The sequence below is a fragment of the Companilactobacillus bobalius genome (genome assembly GCF_009764355.1).
Genome location: NZ_LNUA01000009.1, coordinates 86,313 through 106,910, shown reverse-complemented (window position 1 = coordinate 106,910; position 20,598 = coordinate 86,313). Strand labels below are relative to the sequence as shown.

Annotated in this window: 17 protein-coding genes and 1 rRNA gene; 2 read left to right on the top strand and 16 right to left on the bottom strand. The window is 36.4% G+C overall.

Annotated features, from left to right (window positions below):
- From ATN92_RS01505 to ATN92_RS01495, 3 genes are all read right to left on the bottom strand, one after another.
- Nucleotides 1-1,051, bottom strand: a 16S ribosomal RNA gene (locus ATN92_RS01505); the annotation flags it as partial.
- Between the two features lie 329 nt (nt 1,052-1,380).
- Complete coding sequence (locus ATN92_RS01500; protein ID WP_056955183.1) at nt 1,381-2,925, bottom strand: ABC-F family ATP-binding cassette domain-containing protein; 1,545 nt, start codon at nt 2,923-2,925, stop codon at nt 1,381-1,383.
- A gap of 95 nt (nt 2,926-3,020) precedes the next feature.
- On the bottom strand, nt 3,021-4,304 hold the full coding sequence (locus ATN92_RS01495) for an LCP family glycopolymer transferase (RefSeq protein WP_087721283.1): 1,284 nt from the start codon (nt 4,302-4,304) through the stop codon (nt 3,021-3,023).
- A 264-nt stretch (nt 4,305-4,568) separates the two neighbouring features.
- Between ATN92_RS01495 and ATN92_RS01490 the strand changes: the two genes are divergently transcribed.
- On the top strand, nt 4,569-6,008 hold the full coding sequence (locus tag ATN92_RS01490; RefSeq protein WP_056955181.1) for an amino acid permease: 1,440 nt from the start codon (nt 4,569-4,571) through the stop codon (nt 6,006-6,008).
- A gap of 228 nt (nt 6,009-6,236) precedes the next feature.
- Here the strand turns inward: ATN92_RS01490 and ATN92_RS01485 are convergent, their stop codons facing one another.
- Together ATN92_RS01485 and ATN92_RS01480 are read right to left on the bottom strand one after the other, a co-directional pair.
- Entirely contained in the window at nt 6,237-8,906 is a 2,670-nt protein-coding gene (locus ATN92_RS01485; protein WP_056955179.1) for a transglycosylase domain-containing protein, read from the bottom strand.
- 9 nt (nt 8,907-8,915) lie between these two features.
- The gene (locus ATN92_RS01480) at nt 8,916-10,211 is read right to left on the bottom strand and encodes a hypothetical protein (RefSeq protein WP_056955177.1); all 1,296 of its coding nucleotides are present in this window, start codon (nt 10,209-10,211) and stop codon (nt 8,916-8,918) included.
- Nucleotides 10,212-10,283: 72 nt separating this feature from the next.
- On the opposite strand from ATN92_RS01480, the gene ATN92_RS01475 reads away from it, so the two are divergent.
- Nucleotides 10,284-11,213, top strand: coding sequence for a hypothetical protein (locus ATN92_RS01475; protein ID WP_087721282.1), 930 nt, complete (start codon nt 10,284-10,286; stop codon nt 11,211-11,213).
- A 115-nt stretch (nt 11,214-11,328) separates the two neighbouring features.
- Here ATN92_RS01475 and ATN92_RS01470 read toward each other — a convergent pair whose 3' ends face one another.
- The 11 genes from ATN92_RS01470 to ssb all read right to left on the bottom strand — a co-directional run bounded on the left by ATN92_RS01470 (nt 11,329) and on the right by ssb (nt 20,577).
- Nucleotides 11,329-11,775, bottom strand: coding sequence for an Rrf2 family transcriptional regulator (locus ATN92_RS01470; protein WP_056955173.1), 447 nt, complete (start codon nt 11,773-11,775; stop codon nt 11,329-11,331).
- Between the two features lie 61 nt (nt 11,776-11,836).
- A complete protein-coding gene (locus tag ATN92_RS01465) occupies nt 11,837-12,685 on the bottom strand; it encodes an NAD(P)H-binding protein (protein ID WP_056955171.1) in 849 nt (282 codons plus the stop codon).
- A gap of 153 nt (nt 12,686-12,838) precedes the next feature.
- A complete protein-coding gene (locus tag ATN92_RS01460; RefSeq protein ID WP_056955169.1) occupies nt 12,839-14,125 on the bottom strand; it encodes an adenylosuccinate synthase in 1,287 nt (428 codons plus the stop codon).
- Between the two features lie 20 nt (nt 14,126-14,145).
- Entirely contained in the window at nt 14,146-15,522 is a 1,377-nt protein-coding gene (gene dnaB / locus ATN92_RS01455; RefSeq protein WP_056955167.1) for a replicative DNA helicase, read from the bottom strand.
- Nucleotides 15,523-15,529: 7 nt separating this feature from the next.
- Complete coding sequence (rplI, locus tag ATN92_RS01450) at nt 15,530-15,985, bottom strand: 50S ribosomal protein L9 (protein ID WP_056955165.1); 456 nt, start codon at nt 15,983-15,985, stop codon at nt 15,530-15,532.
- Between the two features lie 11 nt (nt 15,986-15,996).
- Nucleotides 15,997-17,997 (bottom strand): DHH family phosphoesterase, encoded by a 2,001-nt coding sequence (locus tag ATN92_RS01445; RefSeq protein WP_056955163.1) that lies wholly within the window; start codon nt 17,995-17,997, stop codon nt 15,997-15,999.
- A gap of 132 nt (nt 17,998-18,129) precedes the next feature.
- Nucleotides 18,130-18,666 carry a DUF3278 domain-containing protein gene (locus ATN92_RS01440; RefSeq protein WP_056955162.1) on the bottom strand — a complete coding sequence of 179 codons (537 nt, stop codon included), beginning with the start codon at nt 18,664-18,666 and terminating at the stop codon, nt 18,130-18,132.
- Between the two features lie 38 nt (nt 18,667-18,704).
- Nucleotides 18,705-19,244, bottom strand: coding sequence for a DUF3278 domain-containing protein (locus tag ATN92_RS01435; protein ID WP_056955160.1), 540 nt, complete (start codon nt 19,242-19,244; stop codon nt 18,705-18,707).
- Nucleotides 19,231-19,434 (bottom strand): helix-turn-helix transcriptional regulator, encoded by a 204-nt coding sequence (locus ATN92_RS01430; RefSeq protein WP_056955210.1) that lies wholly within the window; start codon nt 19,432-19,434, stop codon nt 19,231-19,233. Before ATN92_RS01430 ends, ATN92_RS01435 begins: the two co-directional genes overlap by 14 nt.
- A gap of 325 nt (nt 19,435-19,759) precedes the next feature.
- The gene (gene rpsR, locus ATN92_RS01425) at nt 19,760-19,996 is read right to left on the bottom strand and encodes a 30S ribosomal protein S18 (RefSeq protein ID WP_025085410.1); all 237 of its coding nucleotides are present in this window, start codon (nt 19,994-19,996) and stop codon (nt 19,760-19,762) included.
- Nucleotides 19,997-20,016: 20 nt separating this feature from the next.
- The gene (gene ssb / locus ATN92_RS01420) at nt 20,017-20,577 is read right to left on the bottom strand and encodes a single-stranded DNA-binding protein (RefSeq protein ID WP_056955158.1); all 561 of its coding nucleotides are present in this window, start codon (nt 20,575-20,577) and stop codon (nt 20,017-20,019) included.
- Nucleotides 20,578-20,598: the final 21 nt, after the last annotated feature.

The following is a 20,598-nucleotide window of genomic DNA, read 5'->3' as shown; positions in this document are numbered from 1 at the left end:
GGAAAGACTCATCTCTGAGCTTTTCATGGTATGTCAAGACCTGGTAAGGTTCTTCGCGTTGCTTCGAATTAAACCACATGCTCCACCGCTTGTGCGGGCCCCCGTCAATTCCTTTGAGTTTCAATCTTGCGATCGTACTCCCCAGGCGGAGTGCTTAATGCGTTAGCTGCAGCACTGAAGGGCGGAAACCCTCCAACACTTAGCACTCATCGTTTACGGCATGGACTACCAGGGTATCTAATCCTGTTTGCTACCCATGCTTTCGAATCTCAGCGTCAGTTACAGACCAGAAAGCCGCCTTCGCCACTGGTGTTCTTCCATATATCTACGCATTCCACCGCTACACATGGAGTTCCACTTTCCTCTTCTGCACTCAAGTTTACCAGTTTTCGAAGCACTTCCTCGGTTGAGCCGAGGGCTTTCACTTCAAACTTAATAAACCGCCTACATTCTCTTTACGCCCAATAAATCCGGACAACGCTTGCCACCTACGTATTACCGCGGCTGCTGGCACGTAGTTAGCCGTGGCTTTCTGGTTGAATACCGTCAGTACGTGAACAGTTACTCTCACATATGTTCTTCTTCAACAACAGAGTTTTACGATCCGAAAACCTTCTTCACTCACGCGGCATTGCTCCATCAGACTTTCGTCCATTGTGGAAGATTCCCTACTGCTGCCTCCCGTAGGAGTTTGGGCCGTGTCTCAGTCCCAATGTGGCCGATTACCCTCTCAGGTCGGCTACGTATCATCGCCTTGGTGAGCTATTACCTCACCAACTAGCTAATACGCCGCGGGTCCATCCAGAAGAGATAGCAAAACCATCTTTTAAACAAAGATCATGTGATCTAAGTTGTTATGCGGTATTAGCACTTGTTTCCAAATGTTATCCCCCACTTCTGGGCAGGTTACCCACGTGTTACTCACCCGTCCGCCACTCACCAAGATCTGAATCAAGAAGCAAGCTTCAATCAACAGTTTGGTTCGTTCGACTTGCATGTATTAGGCATGCCGCCAGCGTTCGTCCTGAGCCAGGATCAAACTCTCATATTAAAAGTTTGTGACTCATAAATAAAAATACTAGCGAATTGACTTCGTTGTAAATCCAACAAATAAATGTTGGCCTACACAATTTTAGTGTTAAAACTTTGTTCAGTTTTCAAAGGTCTACCAGTCAATTAAGCGCTTACGCTCATCGACAACTTAATTAGTTTATCAAGTTAATAACAATTTGTCAATAACTTTTTAAAATAATTATTTCAATTGAATTGATGAAATCATCAATCAATCTGTTGATACGTTTGTTCTCTTGCGACAACAAATAATATCTTACCGTTAATGGTAAACCAATGCAAGTATTTTTCATACTTTTTTGAAAATAACTAATTTTCTTTTATCTTTTCAATATCTAGAACCTTATTTATCCAATCACTACTATAGAAGTCTTCTTCATGGGTTACTAAGATCAATGATCCTTCATAGTTCTTCAAACCCTTACGTAGTGCAGCTTTACTCTCATCATCCAAATGGTTTGTAGGCTCATCCATGAATAGGAAGTTAGAAGTATTGAACATCAAATCACCTATCTTAACCTTAGTCTGCTCCCCACCAGAAAGAGAACGTAGCGGTGACATGATCTGTTGATTAGTCAATCCAGTTCTAGCCAGAACACGTCTAACCTCTTTACCACCTTGGTCTGGATGCTTGTCACTAATGTACTTAAATGGACTTTCGAGATTGTTCTCCCAGACAAGATCTTGTTTAAAGTAACCTATCTTAGCAACTTCAGAGAAATCATAGTTACCTTCAATAGGCTTAAGTATACCCAAAAGAGTCTTAATCAATGTAGACTTACCAATACCATTGAATCCTTTGATAACCATCTTTTCTCCACTGACGATTGAGAAATTGAGGGCCTTATCAAATAGAGGTTTACCATCATAACCTACTTTTAGATCATTAACTTCCAATAGCATTCTCGAACTTGGTACTTCTACATATGGGAATCCAAAGCTGGCAGCTGTCTTATTCCCTGGAGGTGTCAACACATCCATATGAGCTAATTGTTTCTCCCTACTCTTAGCACTCTTTGATCTAGAACCGGCTTTAAACTTTCTAATATAAGCCTTAGTCTTAGAGATTTTCTCTTGTTGCTTAACGTAAGCCTTCATATATGTTTCTTTGTTAGCAGCCTTTTGCTTTAGAGCTTGCTTGAGACTACCTGTATACTTAGTGATCTTACCGAATTCAAAATCAGCTACACAGTTTATAATGCGGTCTAAGAAGCCATAATCATGGGAAATTACGATAAATGCTCCTTGGAAATCATTCAAATAATCAGCTAACCAGTCAATATGATTAGTATCTAAGTAGTTAGTAGGCTCATCTAGCAAAATCATATCGGGTTTCTCCAATAGAATTTTAGCCAAGATAATCTTTGAACGTTGACCACCACTTAGTTTGGAAACGTCATGCTCATATCCAATAGCATCCAATCCTAAACCAGTTGCTACTTGTTCAATCTTAGTATCCAATTCGTAGAAATCGTTGGCATCTAAGATTTCTTGAAGTTTTCCAGCTCTTTCCAAATCTTCATCACTAGGATCATTCATGTAAATTTCGTTTAACTGGTCACTAGTTTCATATAATTTTGAAAATGCTGTTTGAAGATATTCATATATGGTCATCCCTGAGGCTAATTTGGCTTGTTGATCCAAATAACCAACGGTCATATGTTTCTTCCATGTAATCTTGCCCTCATCAGGTTCAATTTGACCAGTCAAAATCTTAATAAAGGTACTCTTACCAACACCATTTTGACCAATGATACCTAAATGATCCTCTTTATTTACTTGTAGATCTGCGGAATCGTACAATCTTTTATCCAAAAATTGTTGTGTTAATCCGTGTACTTCTAAAACACTCATATTTTTCTCCTTTATACAATAAGAAAAGACTGAAAACATTTGTCTCAGCCTTTATTCAAATGGGGTTACCCCCGCTTATTATTTAACTAATTAATTTAATAGCCGCCACCGAAGCCTCTGGAACCAGTTGACCCAGTAGAACTGTTAGAACTACTACCATAACCACCAGTAGAATGACTTGATTCTCCATAACTTGAACCATACGAACTCTCAGAACTAGTAGAACTACTTGTAGAAGTAATCTTAGTTGTGTAGTTCTGTTGTTGATTACCGGTGTAATTAAATGAAAAGCCTAACTTCTCATTATACGCGTTTAATCTGGTTTCTTTATTATTCAATTGTTCTTCAGCTAAGCCTAATTGCTTACGTAACTTATTAGATACTCGTCTTAATTCCTTAGTTGGTGCTATTTCATAAGATGAACCATCGATCATTGAACCATATCCTTGCAAATGGTCAGAGTCAATATTCTTGGCTGCTCCACTGTAATTCAAGAACATGGATTGCATATCACTGAAACTTAAGTTAGTTGTCATTGAACTAGAGATACTATCTAGAACCTTTTGATAACGTGTAAAGGTCTTTGCACTAGCTGCACTCTTGATAATAGCTGTTATAACTTGGCGTTGACGCAATTGACGTCCATAATCACCCTGTGGATCTTCATAACGCATTCTTGAGTAATCCAAGGCCTGTTTACCGTTTAAATGCATCTTACCTTTTTTGAAGTGTGACTTCTTTTCGCCTGTATCACCATACGAGAAACTGAACGGTACGTCAACATCTACACCTCCAACAGCATTAACAATTTCCTTTAAAGAATTGAAATCTACCTTAATGTAGTAGTCAATTGGAACGTTCAAAAACTTTTCAGTTGTAACCATGGCACTTTCTTCATTACCAATATTATATGCTGAGTTTATCTTTTGAATCTTCTTCGTGTTGTGATTAGCACTCTTCCAAATTTCTGTCATTGAATCACGTGGAACTGACATCATTGTTGTCTTATTAGTCTTAGGATTAACCGTTACGATAATCATCGTATCAGAATTACCACGATAATTTGTTTCTGTGTCACGAACACCGTTATCCGTTGTATCTACACCTAACAACAATATTGAAACGGGCTTCTTACTAACTATCTTAGCGGAAGCATTCTTTCCATCTATTGCTTTATATGTCTTGCCCAAAGAATTCTGAGCTTGAGCATAGATTCTAAAACCATATGCCCCCATTACAAAGAAAGTTACTAAAGCTACCAACCCGATTATCTTAAGGAGCGGATGTTTAATCTTTCCATTATTGCTGGACGCCAAGGCGCTATTACGCGTTCTTTTCCGACGTCCTCGTAAACCATTATTATTGTTGTTATTCATAATTAACTCCGTTTAATTTGCTATCTACAAATTCACTCTCATTATATAGTAGATAGAATACAATTATACAGTCTTAATTCCATGTATCAAAAAGAAATATGTAACGGCCGTATTCCTAAATTATAATTTTTTGACACCGTCTGTCAATTTTATTAAAAAAAAGTTACACAAATATAATACTAGGATATTTCGAAAAAAACATCTTATTATTCCTAGCCTTTTTACTTTAAGTTTCCTGTATAATCACTCTTGTAGGAGGATTTGATTATGTCAGATGCAAAGAATGCTAAGGCTTTCAGATGGTGGAATATCGCTCTACTTGGTTTCACTACCGTCTGGGGTCTTAATAACGTTATTAATAACTTTGCCAATCAAGGTTTAGCTGTTATAACGTCATGGATTTTAATTATGATTCTTTATTTTGTCCCATACACTTTAATGGTGGGTCAATTAGGATCAGCGTTTCAAGAAGCTGGTGGAGGAGTTAGTTCTTGGATCAGAACTCTATCTAACAACAAACTAGCTTACTTTGCCGCTTGGACTTATTGGGTTGTTCATGTTCCTTATTTAGCTCAAAAACCACAAATTATTATGGTCAGTCTAAGTTGGCTTTTCAAAGGTAATGGATCTTTTATCAAGGATTCTTCACCAATTGTTGTGCAAGGACTAAGTTTGATTATTTTCCTTGTTTTCGTCTGGATCGCCAGTAAGGGTGCTTCAACATTGAATAGTATCGGTAGCATCGCCGGGATTGCTATGTTTACTATGTCAATGTTGTTTATCATCCTTGGTGTCAGTGCACCTTTTATCACTCATGTTCAAATTGCTACACCTAACATGACTGATATTCACACTTATATACCGAAATTCGATTTACAGTACTTCACAACTATTTCGATGTTAGTCTTCGCCGTTGGTGGTGCTGAGAAGATTTCGCCTTATGTTAATAAGACTAAAAATGCTTCCAGGGAATTCCCACTAGGTATGATCATTTTAGCTGTTATGGTTGCCGTTTCAGCCGTTCTAGGTTCATTTGCAATCGGTATGATTGTTAATTCTAACCACATTCCTGCCGATCTTATGGCCAACGGTGCTTACCAAGCCTTCCAATTCTTAGGCAATAGTTTCCACGTTGGTAATTTGTTCGTTTGGGCATTTGCGATTACCAACACATTAGCCAGTGCAGCAGCTTTAGCCATTTCAATTGATGCTCCATTACGTATGCTTCTAGGAGATGCCGATAAGAAGTACATTCCAAAGGCTCTTTTGAAGAAAAATAAACGTGGTATTGCTATCAATGGTTACAAAATGACTGCTATTCTAGTTTCTATTCTTATCATCGTGCCTGCACTAGGTATCAATGGTATGAATGATCTATATAACTGGTTGTTGAACCTTAACTCAATTGTTATGCCTATGCGTTATCTATGGGTATTCTTAGCTTATATGATGCTAACTAAACAATTGGACAAATATAAATCTGATTATATGTTCGTTAAAAATAGATACGTCGGCTTCGGAGTTGGACTTTGGGCCTTCTTCCTAACAGCCTTCGCATGTATCATGGGTATGGTTCCTAAAATGAACATGGCCCAAGATCCATCATCATGGTGGTTCCAATTAGCATTGAACATCATCACTCCATTAGCATTAATTCTATTAGGATTGATCTTGCCAGCCATCGCTAAAAGAACAAATGTTGATTAGAGAGTGGAGCAGGCCCGCATAGATTCTGAGCATTTGCAGGACTTTGCGAATTGACTGCGACGCAGGCAGTTCGTGAAGTCCTGCAAAGCACAGGAATCTGGCCCGCGAAACTCGTTTCCACTATTCAGCATAGAACCATGGTTATAAAAAATAGAATTATAGCTATAAAAAAAGGGCGACTCCCAATTTAATATGGGGTCGCCCTTTTGATTTGAGTCCAATCATATTCTAATCAGAAGAACTAGAACTACTATTCGAAGAAGAATCACTATTAACATTAATTTTGACATCAGGAACATTACCACCGTAACTTCTGATTTCATTCATAATATCAATCAATTTTTGTTTTTGATCTTCCTTATCAGAATCATTGTTCTTATAAGCATCCTTAACTTTTTGCAACTGAGAATTGTATTGTGGCATCAACTTATCTACCATCGACTGACGCTTTTGTTCACGTTGTGTTTCGATGGCTTCCTTTTCAGATTGATACTTAGCAATCTTCCTATTATCCTTAGCAGCCTGGAACATTGCTTGACTCAAATTCAATTCCTTTTGCATCTGTAGAATCTGCTGATTAAAGTCATTCTTTGCTGATTGACGTTTAACATTAGCGTTCAGATAACGAATCTTTTGCAATTCACTCAACTTACTATCGTATTGAGATTCTTTAGTAATTGGATTGTCAGTATATTTATCGATAGCTGATTGAACCTTGTCTTCTCGCTTATACTCCTCTTTCTTAGATAGATGATAAATGATTCGATAATCGAGATTATAGAGTCGATCAGTATTCTTTTGTTCTTGAGCTGAAGTATATTTAGAAAAATCAGTATCAATAACATCTTGAATGGTTGGTTTCTCATTACTCTGATTGACTGACAAATTACTACCACTGACGGTAATTGTATTTGGTTTCTTAAAATTCTCTTCTTTTTCCTTCATTTGATCAACCAAATATTCACCTTCAGCTTTGAAAGCTTGCATCGACAATGTCTGTTCGTTGCTAGTCAATGAAGTAGATGGCACATCATTTCCGGTCCAATTAGCAATCGTAAAATCAGGTGTCATACCAACAAAATATGAATCCTTATTATTATCACTTGTACCAGTTTTACCTGCCGTGTACTTGTAATTATCTAGTGCAGCCGATTTACCTAGACCATCACTAATTACTGACTGCATGGTATTGATCATCATGTAACTGGCATTTTTAGTATAAATATCCTTCTTCATATGAGTATTTTGATAAATATAACGATTATTGTCATTATCATAAATACTTGTTAGATTACTTGGATGAATAAATTGACCGCCACGAGAAAATGAACTGTATGCTGAAGCCATTTCGGTTGTCGTCGTACTAAAAGTACCTAGTGCATCAATAGCATTCTTATCTTCTACTGGGCGCAAACGGGCAAATTCCATCTTCGTTAAGTCATCATAGAAAGAATAACTTGTATCCTGAAGTGCCAATTTATAAGCAACCGTATTAATAGAGTTCTCTAGCGCGTGCCGAACGGTGGTTTTACCAGTATAGCCACTGTACCAGTTATGTACATTAGCAACAGCTGAATCGACGACTGTACTTTGTGGCAAATATCCTCGTTCAAAAGCAGGTGCATAAGCTACTAATGGTTTAGCAGTTGATCCAGGTTGACTATAGCCATTTATCGCTCGATTCATCTGATCATCTTGAGTCGTTCTTCCACCAACTACCGCTATAACGTCACCCGTTTTATTATCTATAACGGTGCTTGAAACTTGTGGTGTTAGTTTACCGTTAGCGGATCTACCTGTATAGGATTGATACGTCTTATTAACTAAACTTTCAATCTTATTCTGGACATCCATATCAATAGTAGTATTGATTGTATAACCACCATCAAGTAACTTACCACGTGCACGTTCAAACTCTTGTCTATAACGAGCAAAGTAATCATTTCTAACCTGATTGTCTTTAAAAGCATATTCCATCGTGAAGCCAGAGGATTTCATCAATTCTTCAGTTGCGTTATAAACGGCATAATTCAAAGCATAATTATTTGAAACATCATTATCATACTTACGTTTATTGACCTTCAAACCGAGTGGTCGTTTACTTGCTGTCTCGTAGGTGTGTTTTGAAATCAACCCACGTTGATAGAAGACGTAAAGAATCGTATTACGGCGATTCAATGAACGTTTTGGTGCACTGACGGGATCATAATAAAGTGGACTATTCGGTATTCCTACTAGCAAGGCTAATTTATCAATTGATAAATCTTTTTGATTCTCAGAAAAATAATAATCTGCCGCAGCACTAAATCCGTATGAGCCATGTCCCATATAAACATTATTGATATAGAACTCTAGTATCTGTTGCTTACTAAATTTCTTTTCAAGTTGTTGGGCAATAACCATTTCTTTGAGCTTACGGTTTAAATTCTGCGATTGATCTTGCAGAATAACGTTCTTGACCAACTGTTGTGTTAGAGTCGATCCACCTTCTGTCCGTCGATGTAACAAAGTCGAGACAACAGATCTCATAATGGCATACATATCGACACCGTGATGAATGTAGAATCTTTGGTCTTCAACTGCGACTAGCCCCTTTTTGATATCAGGATTAATATCCTTGATTGGCGTGTAATTTGAGCTAGAACGAGATAGTTTCTTAATTTCTTTACCGTTACGATCATATATAACGGTAGAATTACTAGGATGAAAATCTGATACTTTCAATCCTTGACTATAAGAGTATCCATCCGCAATTGTATTTCTTATTTCATAACCATATTTCAGCCAAAAAGCCCCAACACTTAAAACTAGTAACAATAAAATTGTTAGTAAGACCCATGGCCATTTTCGTCTTTTTCTAGTTACTCTTTCTCGTAACCCAGTTTCTCTTTTACGCATAATTAGCCCCTAATTAACATAGAATGTTATTCCAGTTGAGATTTGTGACATCAAATTAGACAAGTCTGACGAACTAATTTGCATACCTTCGTTATAACTTGAACTGCCTGCATAAATAAAGCCTAATGTAGAACTATTGGTGAAGTAAATCGACTTATTCAAATCAGAATTATTCTTCAACCAGAAAACTGGTGTCGCTGAATTGAAATCAGCCGTCGTATTATCAGGATTAGTTATTCCCAAATCTTCCAAGTCACTGTCACTAGCATTGGTTACATACTGTCCATAATTACTATTTGTATTATCTGTAATTATTGCATCCGAGTTACCACTACTAATAAGCTTCTTGATCGTATACTTACCAGAACCAACTTGTGAACTTGTAACATTAATATAGCCATTTTCAGCCACATACTTACCATTAACTTTAGTCATCAAAGCTAACTTATTGGTACTAGTGTTATAGTACAAAGCCGTCTTTCCAGTTATTCCTGCTTGCGTTAAACTATCTGAGGCTCCGCTTGAGAAGTTCAAACTAGAAACGATATCAACATTAGCTGGTGTATACTTCTCTGTCAGAGGAGCACTTCTCAAAGCTTCTAGCTCTTGTTTAACTGCTTCAACACGGGAACTCTCACCTTGATGGTTAGAGAAATACTGATCCATCTTGTTGACAGCCTCATTCCAACGATTTTCAATTGTCTTATTCTTGATCAACTTGAAATACGTATTGACCATTGAGATTTTTTTAAAACTCAAACTAGAGTTATCATTGTTAAATTCCTGCCAAGTCTTATCCAGATACTTATCAGCATCTTCAGTTTGCTCAAACCAGATCTGAATCGTATCTAGTTTATTACGCTGTTTTTGATAAACATCCTGATTCTTTTCTTTTAAAAGTGCAGCGTCTAAATCATTAATTTTTTGACTAGTCACATCATCACGATAATCATTTTTACCATCATAAAGTGCAGCCACATCTTTAGTACGATTCTTTCTAGCTTGAATATAATCTTCAAGTTGTTGATACTTTTTAATATTGCTAGGTGTAATCACATGCCCATCACTAACCTTAATCACCCTGCCAATAAAGTTTAATGTAGAATAATCCAAGTTAGTTTTTAATACTTCCAATTCCTTATCCTGATATTGGCTAGATATCTTGGAAGTTACTACCGCATTGACTACTCCACGTGAAAGCATAATGAAAAAGATGGCAGCCGTAATCGCACCGACAATCCCAGCACTCACTAATAAATAATGTTCTGATTTCGTCTTACTTTTTAAATCTTTCTTATCTTTCATCATTTTCCCCAAATATCTAGTTCATCTTGTTATTATTATAGTAAATTATCATGCAAATAAAGGGTGTATATTTTGAAAAAATTAAACAAAAAATATATTAAATGGATAATTATTCTAGTGTTGATAGTAATGATTGTCGTAAGTTATGCCCTCAACCTTGGAAAAATCAAAGACAAGACAGTCGATGGCATCGCACAGATCACCATCCCATTTTCATTGATCGTTAATCCTAAAAATATTGATGAGGATATCGCTCCTAAGGCTATATCTTTAAATGACGGCGATATGACTAAGAATAAACAACAAGCTCTAAATATTCTCAGTACTATCAATGATGACTATCATAGTACAGATGAGTTATCGTTTTTGTCCAATGATCAAGAAAAAGCTTTGCTAAAAAGAATCAATAAGAAACCTCATCGCTATATAACTAATATGACTATTCTGAATTTTGGTAAAGATACCCATGGAAAATATGTAACCATCAGTTGTAATCGTTACGATGATACTAAAACCATTGTTAGTTATCGTTATCGAATTTATCACAAAGGCGATTCAATTACCTCTGCCAAATATCTAAATACCCAATCTAATAAATATCCACCACAATATCTTCTTGAAGACATTGATATGGGCAAAGCTGGTGTTGATCAGGCCAAAAGTTTCACACAACGTCTCAAAACAGCCATTATCAATTCCAATCTTACGGCCACTAACGCTAATGATCCTGGTAACTTCAATCAGATTTCTATCAACTTAGGCTTGAATCCTGATAAGAGCAATGCTGGACTATTCAAGCTAGCTCGTAATGCCAATTCTCGAGTTAGCAATTTTGCTATCGTCGGTTATCAAATTTCTGATATACCTCGATACACCCGTGTTTACTTAAAACAGTTAAGCAAAGATAACACCTATTATTATACGTTAACTTACAGTCGTAACAGCAGTCGCTTCATCAATTTTCAGAAAGGCATCATCTCAACTGATACACAGAACAAATAGTTTTCATGAAAAATATTTCAGACTAATCAAAAACGGCAACCATTTAGAAACGTAATTACATACGTTCATTCTAAATGGTTGCCGTTATTTATTATCTATATTTTATAATGATTATTTAGTTTGAATTAGACAGTTTCTTTTTTTCATTATTTTCTAAAATCCCGTCGATAATCTGTTGCAAACTTATTTGTGACATACTCTCTTCAGCATCAGCTTGTATACGATCATAGATTCCAGTTAAGGTCTCTTGAATATTCCCGCCAACAATACACTGAGGATTAGTTTTTTCATCAATGTGTAATAGTTTTTGATTATCTTCAATAGCTCGATAAACGTCTAGTAGACTAATTTCCGTAGCTGGACGGCCCAGCTTTGGTGCTACCTTCCCTGGCTGACTCATCAACAAGCCAGCTTTCTTTAAACGTGACATCATTCTTCTAACCAGGCTGGGATTAGATTCAATACTACTGGCAATAGCATTACTAGATAAATCACCATCTTGTAAAATGTCCACATAGGCTAGGATATGAACACCATCACTTAACTTACTTGAAAATTTCATAATATTCTCCTCCTAGTAAATACTCATTAGTATAGTATGACATTTCAAGAAGAGATGACAATTATTTTTGACTAACTATTTCCAATGCTTTTGCCAAAGGTGTCAATTCTCGACCTAGAACTTCTGGTAAATCATCACTATTTTCATCCAAATTACCCTGACGAATCAAATCTTGAATTGAAGTTACAACTTCAGCTGTTCCTTCATCCATCCCTGAATCTTGTAATGCCTTTTGGAAATCAGAAATACTTAAGGACTTTACATCGAAATCACCCTTGATAGCATCTGCTAAATCTTGATATGTCCGACTAGTTCCAGCAAATTCATAAACATCCTTTGTAGTACTTGAAGCTAAAACTTTAGCGGCAGCTTCAGAATATTCAGATTCTAAAGCCCAACCAGTTTTACCATCCCCAGCTGCGTAAACAAATGGTTGACCACTAACAGCTGCCTTAATAGTTGCTGCTTCATTCTCCAAATACCAATTGTTACGTAAGAATGAATGATCAATTCCGGCTTCCAAAATCAATTTCTCTGTAGCTTTATGATCACTAGCAAGTGGTGCTTCTGAAACGTCAGCGTGTGGGAAACTAGTATAAGCAACGTAACCCACACCAGCATTCTTAGCTGCTTTTACGATATTTTCATGTTGAGTCAATCTTGCCACTGGTCCACCTGGTTGTGATGAAATAAATAGTAGACGATCGATTTCCTTCAATGATTCTTCCAATTGTTTTTCATCTGTATAGTCGCCTGAGCGAACTTCTACACCTTCAGGAACAATTTGTTCTGCCTTTTGAGTATTTCTAGCTAAGGCGATGATATTGCCTGCTGGCACTAATTTTGCCAACTCCTTGATTGCGTTTTGTCCAAAATGTCCTGTTGATCCAGTTACTCCGTATGTTGTCATAAATATATCCTTCTTTCATATTTGTTACTTTATCATTAACTTGTTATATTTATAATAACACCTTTTAAGATGATTGCAAAAAATAAGCTCAAAAAAAACACTAAGGCTTTCACCTCAGTGTTTTTACGTTGAATTTAGTTAGTTTATATATTTTTAGTCTTTCCAAACATCATTTACTTCAATTGTTTGTTCTCTATCAGGACCAACTGAAACGGTGGCATATTCAACACCTAATTGGTCTTTGATAAAGTCAAGATAATCCAATGCTGCTTGAGGTAATTCCTTCAAGCTCTTAGCTTGAGTCATGTCCTCTGTCCAGCCTGGGAATGTCTTGTAAACTGGTTTGCACTTAGCTAGGACGTTCAAGTTAGCAGGATATTCATCAATGATCTTGCCATTCAAATCATAACCTGTACAAATCTTAATTTCTTTAAGTCCTGTTAAAACATCCAAACAGTTCAATGACAAATGAGTTACACCTGATACATTACATGAATGTTTTAGAACAACTAAGTCTAACCAACCGATACGTCTTGGACGATGTGTAACTGTTCCATATTCATGACCAGCTTCACGTAGGAAGTCGCCTTCTTCATTCAATTGTTCTGTTGGGAATGGACCAGCACCAACACGGGATGTGTAAGCTTTAACTACACCGATAACATTATCGATCAAAGGAGCACCGATACCGGCACCAGTAGTTACACCACCAGCTGGGTTTGATGAAGTTACATAAGGGTAAGTACCATGATCAATATCAAGCATGATTCCTTGTGCACCTTCGAATAGAACATTTTGACCGTTCTTTAATTCTTTATTTAAATAGGCAGATGTATCAATAACACGATTTTTAAGTTGTTGACCAATTTGATAATATTTTTCAAAAATATCGTCAAAATTCATTGGTTCAACACCATAAATTTTTGTGAATAGTTCATTCTTTTGCTTAAGATTTTCTGTCAATAATTCCTTAAACAAGTCTTTATCAAGAATATCAGCCATTCTAATACCAACACGTGAAGCTTTATCAGTATAAGCAGGTCCGATTCCACGGTTAGTTGTACCAACTTTAGAATCACCTTTAGCTTTTTCTTGTAACTTATCTAATTCAATATGATAAGGAAGAATCAACTGTGCACGGTTAGAAATCTTTAAATTAGTTGTATCTACACCTTGATCATGAAGACGACCTAACTCTTCTTGTAGTGATTCAAGATTCAAAACAACACCGTTTCCAATAACACTAGTCTTATCTGGATACAAAATTCCTGATGGGACAGATCTTAACTTGTAAACGTGATTATCGATATTCAAGGTATGTCCAGCATTATCTCCACCTTGGTAACGTGCAATAATGTTAGCTTCGCCACTAAAATAATCAGTAATCTTACCTTTACCTTCGTCGCCCCATTGGGTACCTACTACAACAACTGTCGTCATTTCTTCTACACCTACACTATTTAATTTTCTGGAATATTCGCTATTGATGAAAACTTATTATAAGACTTTACAAACAACAGCTTAGCGGTTCCTCGAGGACCTGAACGGTTCTTGCTGACAATTACTTCAACTTCACCTACATCTTGATCCTCAGGATCCTCTTGATTATCATTGTCATCCCCATCTTCATCACGATAATAATCATCACGATAAAGAAAGGCAACGATATCAGCATCCTGTTCAATTGAACCAGATTCACGGATATCTGACAACATTGGTCTTTTATCTTGACGCGCTTCCACACCACGGGAAAGCTGTGATAACGCGATTATTGGTACATGAAGTTCTTTTGCTAATTTTTTCATACCACGAGAAATAACAGAAACTTCTTGTTGTCTATTTTCTTGACCAGTACCTTCGATCAATTGCAAATAATCGACGATCACAAGATCCAATTTGCCGCTTTCTTTTAACAAACGACGACATTTAGATCTAATTTCGGCCATCTTAACACCAGGAGTGTCATCAATATAGACATTAGTCCGAGAAAGACTTCCCATGGCCACAACCAAACTGTTCCATTGATTCTCATCCAATTTACCAGTTCTTAGTGAATTAGCATCAATACTACCTTCAGAACAGAGCATACGGTTAACTAACTGTTCAGCACCCATTTCCAAAGAAAAGATGGCTACAGTAGCATTCGATTTAGTCGCTGCGTTTTGAGCTAGGTTCAAAGCAAAAGCTGTTTTACCAACACCCGGACGAGCAGCTAAGATGATCAATTCATCTTTATGTAGACCAGTCGTCATCGCATCAAGATCTTTATAGCCTGTTGAAAGTCCTGTAACATCACTATCTTGATCATATAACTTGTCAATTTCTTCGAAAGAAGACTTTACAACATCTGAAATTCTTCTGAATCCCTTATGATTTCTATTCTCAGAAACATCCATGATGTCTTTTTCAGACTGATCGATGATACTGTCAACATCTTCATCCCCCTCAAAACTACGGGAAACGATATTAGTCGCTGCATTGATCAAACGTCTCAAGACGGACTTGTTCTTAACGATCTTGGCGTAATAAGCCGTATTGGCAGCAGTAGGAACTGCATTAGCTAATTCAGCTAAGTAGCTCACCCCACCAATGTCCTCAATTTGATTTTGACGATCTAGTTCATTTTGAACCGTCACAACATCGACTGGTTCTTCTTCATCATTTAAATTCATCATGGCTTGAAATACTAATTGATTGGCATGTTGATAGAAATCATCTGCCTCAACGTATTCCATAGCTTCAATCAAAGCATCTTGGCTCAGAAAAACCGCTCCTAATACGGCTTGCTCAGCATCCTTATCATTGGGCGGTATTCTTGAAGTTATATCATTATTCATTTATATCCTACTTCTTTTCAGCAACATGAACTCTAATTGTGGCTTCGACACCTTCGAATAATTTAACAGGTACATTAATATATCCGAGTGACTTGATACCATCAGTTAGTTCCATCTTGTGTTTATCAACTTTAATATCATATTGTTTGTTAAGTTCGTCAGCAATCTTCTTAGTTGTTACTGAACCAAATAGTCGACCATCGGCACCTGATTTAGCAAGAACTTCAACAACAGTTTTGTCGTTTTCGATTTCACCTTTAAGAACTTTAGCTTCAGCTTTTTCAGCTTCGTAATCTTTGGCTTCACGATTTTGTTCAGCCTTCAATTTAGCTACGTTAGCCTTAGTAGCTTCGATAGCTTCATTATTTTTAATCAAAAAGTTTTGGGCGTAGCCTGTAGCAACGTTCTTTACTTCACCCTTCTTACCTTTACCTCTAACATCCTTTAGGAAAATAACTTTCATAATGACCCTCCTTATTTCTTGTCGGAACCTGTCAAAACATCAATCAATTGACGTTTAACATCATCTACTGTTGAATCCGGAATCTGAGTTGCGGCATCAGACAAGTGTCCACCACCGCCGAGTTTTTCCATAATGACTTGTACATTGACATTACCCAAACTACGAGCTGAGATACCAACCCGACCATCTGGACGTTTGCTAATTACAAATGAAGCCTCAACATTATCTAATGATAACAATGTATCAGCTGCCTGGGCAACAATAACTGGATCGTAAGGCTTATCCTCTTCGCCAAAACAAACCGCCATGTTCCCATTAACCATTGTTACCGTTTCGATTAGATGATTTCTCTGAATAAATGAATCAATATTTTCTTTTAGAACATTTTGAATAACTGTCTCGTCAGCACCAACTGAACGTAAGTAACTGGCCGCATCAAATGTTCTAGTACCAGTTCTAAGTGAGAATGACTTCGTATCAACGGTAATTCCAGCTAACAAGGCCGTTGCTTCGATTTTTTCGATTGCCTTCTTATTCTTTGGTTGATACTCAAGCATCTCAGTAATTAATTCACTGGTTGAAGAAGCGTAAGGTTCAATGTAAATCAACATTGGATTCTCAGGGAACTCTTCACTTCTTCTGTGGTGATCAATGACAACGATCTTTTCATTCTCACCTTTATACAAATCAGGATTGATAGAAATACTTTGTTTAGAATGATCCACCATTACGATCAAAGTCTTCGACGTTCTAATAGCAATTGATTCATCTGGTGTAATAATATCCTTCTTGATTTCAGGATCTTTATCGATCATTCCTAAAAGACGACTAACATCAGAATGCAAAGTATTTGGATTAATAACAACTTTACATGGTGTATTGTTCATCATAGCAATTCTTCTAATACCCAATGAAGACCCCAAAACATCCATATCAGGGTGTGAATGCCCCATAACAATAACTTGGTCGCTGTCTTTCAATAACTCCTGTAAGGCTTCGCTGATCATTCTGGCACGGACACGAGTTCTCTTCTCCATTGGATCGGTATTTCCACCATAGAAACGAGCTTTCTCACCGATTTCCTTAACTACGACCTGATCTCCACCTCGGCCAAGCGCCAAGTTAAGATTCTTTTGTGCTTCATCGTTAAGTTTGTGCAAATCATCTACACCGTAAGAGAAGCCCATACTTAAAGTAAGTGGAACGTTCTGTTGAGATGTAAACTCACGAATAGTATCGAGAATCTTAAAGCCATTTTTCTCCATATCAAAGATACGTCCTGTATAGGCCATGATGAAGAAATGATCGTCATCAATTCGCTTCAAAAACATTTGTTCCTTAGATGCCCAATTAGATAATTCATTAGTAATGTAATTATCCAAATTAGATACATCTCGATCACTCATCGATTGCGTTATTTCTGCATAATTATCCAAGTAAACTTGACCGATTACTGAACGATTATCCTCATAACGTTTTTCAATTTTAGAATAATGTGTGATTTCAAACAAATATATTACTTTCAATTCACTTTGGACTTGTACTAAGAAGTACTTATCGTCAATTTGAATTGTCTTACTATCGGCATGATTATCTTCATCGATCAATTTCGACAATTCCGCTGATATATCTTTAACACTCATACTATTTGACGGATTAAAGCCCGTCTTCTCTACAAAGTAGGGATTAACCCATTGAATCTGTTTATCAGTATCATACAAAAGTATTCCTAGTGGATACTCAACGAAACTGTTATCCGTTCCCCGATCAATTCGATACTGCAAGTTATTTGTGTACTTACCAGCTTTCTCGCCTAGTAATAAGAACAAGTAAACAAACAATACTAATGAGATGATGACCAAGATAGCTTGAATGTAGCCACTAATAGAACCGTGGAACAATCCAACCACCAAAATCGATAGCAACATCACGATCAAAGAGACTGCCGTAAGTTGAGTTGAATGGTCAACTCGCGAAAGGAAGAATTTCAGATTAGATTTTAGCTTTTTCATATTAGTCCCCTCTTAGATATACCCCTTAATTTTATCACAGCCGACCTTTTCTTTCTTCATATATAACACCCATCTTGTGGACAAAAACACCCACACTCCTTAGATAAATAAGGAAATGCCGGTGTTTTTCAATTATTTGTCATCTTTAACGACATGAATACTTCTTCGTTCTTTGAGATACATAAATATACTAAAAATCACAGTGAATATCAATGCGTCTGTAATTCGACGTGGATCAAACAAATTATTAAAAAAACTATTCCTATTTGTATTTAACGCTACACTTACTAACCAATAAATCAAAAACTCCATTGGTGCCATTTTGATCCAATAATTCTTGATGGTCTTCATTGTTTTCTTTTTCTTACCAGGACTGATTTCTTTATTACCCAATTTTTTCTTTGCTAGTGGGATAGAAATGAATCCAATGAGAATAGCGAAGGTCATAATTATTTGGATAAGCATAGTTACATATAACGTATTTTCATAATTTTTCACATCTGCATTTATTAAATAAATAGTCGACCCTAAAGCAAACAACATTTCAAATACAAAGAAAGCAAACGCTGCACGTATTGCGGCCATTCCTAATTCATTTTTAGTTCTTTCATCAATCACTGTTGTTGAACCTAAAAACCATTTAATTACGAATCTATCGAACTTATTCATATCTTCCCCCTCTGAGCTTGTAGAAACTTAGGTATAGTTTAACTTTCATCTTTTAGCAATCTAATCTTAGATATATCAATAATTATAAAGATAATCGTTAAGACTATTGATGGTTGCAAAGCCTGACGGATAGATGACCAACTCAATAAAGTATCCATAAAGTTTTGACCATTAAAATCAAGGGATGTTACTAACAACCAGATAAGAAGAAACATCATTGGCAGCTTTGTCAGGTATTTATTAAGAATCGATTTGATTGCATTTCTTTTCCCTGCCTTAGTTGTGACCTCTTGATTAAGAACTCCTCTGCGCTGCAATCTAAAACTGGTAAAGAATGTGATAATACCTATTACTAAAAATAAATGTAATGTCATTATGAATAAGAAGAATGATTCAAGATCTTTTATTGTACCGAAATATATGTAAGTACCAATCCCAATATTGAAAAGTACTTCAAAAATGAACACTGCTATCAATGCTTCTACGGAAAGCTTGCCAATTTCTGATTTCACTTGTTCATCTATTACACCTGATATTCCAAAGAACCATCTTAATACTCGGTCATTAACTTTTTTCATCTTCATCCCTCCAAAACAATGTATTCAAATCAGTATCCAAAACCCAAGCCAATTTTAAGCACAAATCTAAAGATGGATTATATTTACCATTCTCAATTAAATTAATCGTTTGACGCGCAACTCCAATTTCTTCCGCTAAGGCCATTTGCGATAATTTTTTAGCACGTCGATATTCACGAACCCGATTCATTGATTCACCCATTTTCCTAAAAGTCATATATATTTGACACTTTTAATATAAAGCACATTAATCTTTATGTCAACTATATATGACGTTTTTAGTAACCGCTATCATTTTATTCATAAAAAATAAAGAGAATTAGGCCCCTCTTTAGGCCTAATTCTCTTTATCATCTTTACCCCATATATCCATTTAATAACTTCTTTTAATAGAGGTACTGTATGAACGTATGTATTCTTTCGAATATATGCATAATATTCTCTTAGCGACATAGTCGCTAAGAGAGCATAAAAAAAAGACCACCTGAATGTGATCTTTAATTAATTGTGAAGAATTAGTCTTCAGCAACGAATGGTAATAGAGCCATGATTCTTGCTCTCTTGATAGCTACAGTAAGTTTACGTTGGTTCTTAGCACTTGTACCTGTAACACGTCTTGGCAAAATCTTACCACGTTCTGAGATAAATCTCTTAAGTAAGTCTGTATCTTTGTAATCGATGTATTCGATATGGTTAGCAGCGATGAAGTCAACTTTACGTCTTCTACGTCCGCCTCTTCTTTGTTGGGCCATTATAATTGCTCCCTTCTATATTAAAATGGTAAATCGTCATCTGATATGTCGATTGGTTTACTATTGTCAGCAAACGGATCGCTCATATTATTGTTTGAATTGTTAGATTGATTATTGTTGTTATTACTATTGTTGTTACTTTGGTTATTATTGTTTCCATATGGAGACTGATTTGATTGACTTGGTTGATTATAGCTAGGTGCTTGATTTGGATTAGCATTGTTAGAAGAACCATTGCCAGAGTTTCTCTTTTCAGATTCTGAACGAGATTCAAGTAATGAGAAATTATCAACGACAACTTCTGTTACATAAACTCTTTGACCTTGTTGGTTTTCATAGTTACGTGTTTGAAGACGTCCATCAATTCCAACAAGAGAACCTTTGTTAGTGAAATTAGCAAAATTCTCGGCAGCTTTTCTCCAAATAACACAATTAATAAAATCGGCTTCACGTTCACCTTGAGAATTAGTAAATTGTCTGTTTACAGCAACTGTAAAACTGGCAACCGCTGCCCCATTGGCAGTGTATCTTAATTCAGGATCACGTGTCAGGCGTCCAACTAGAACTACTCGATTAATCATTTATCTGCCTCCTTAAAATGT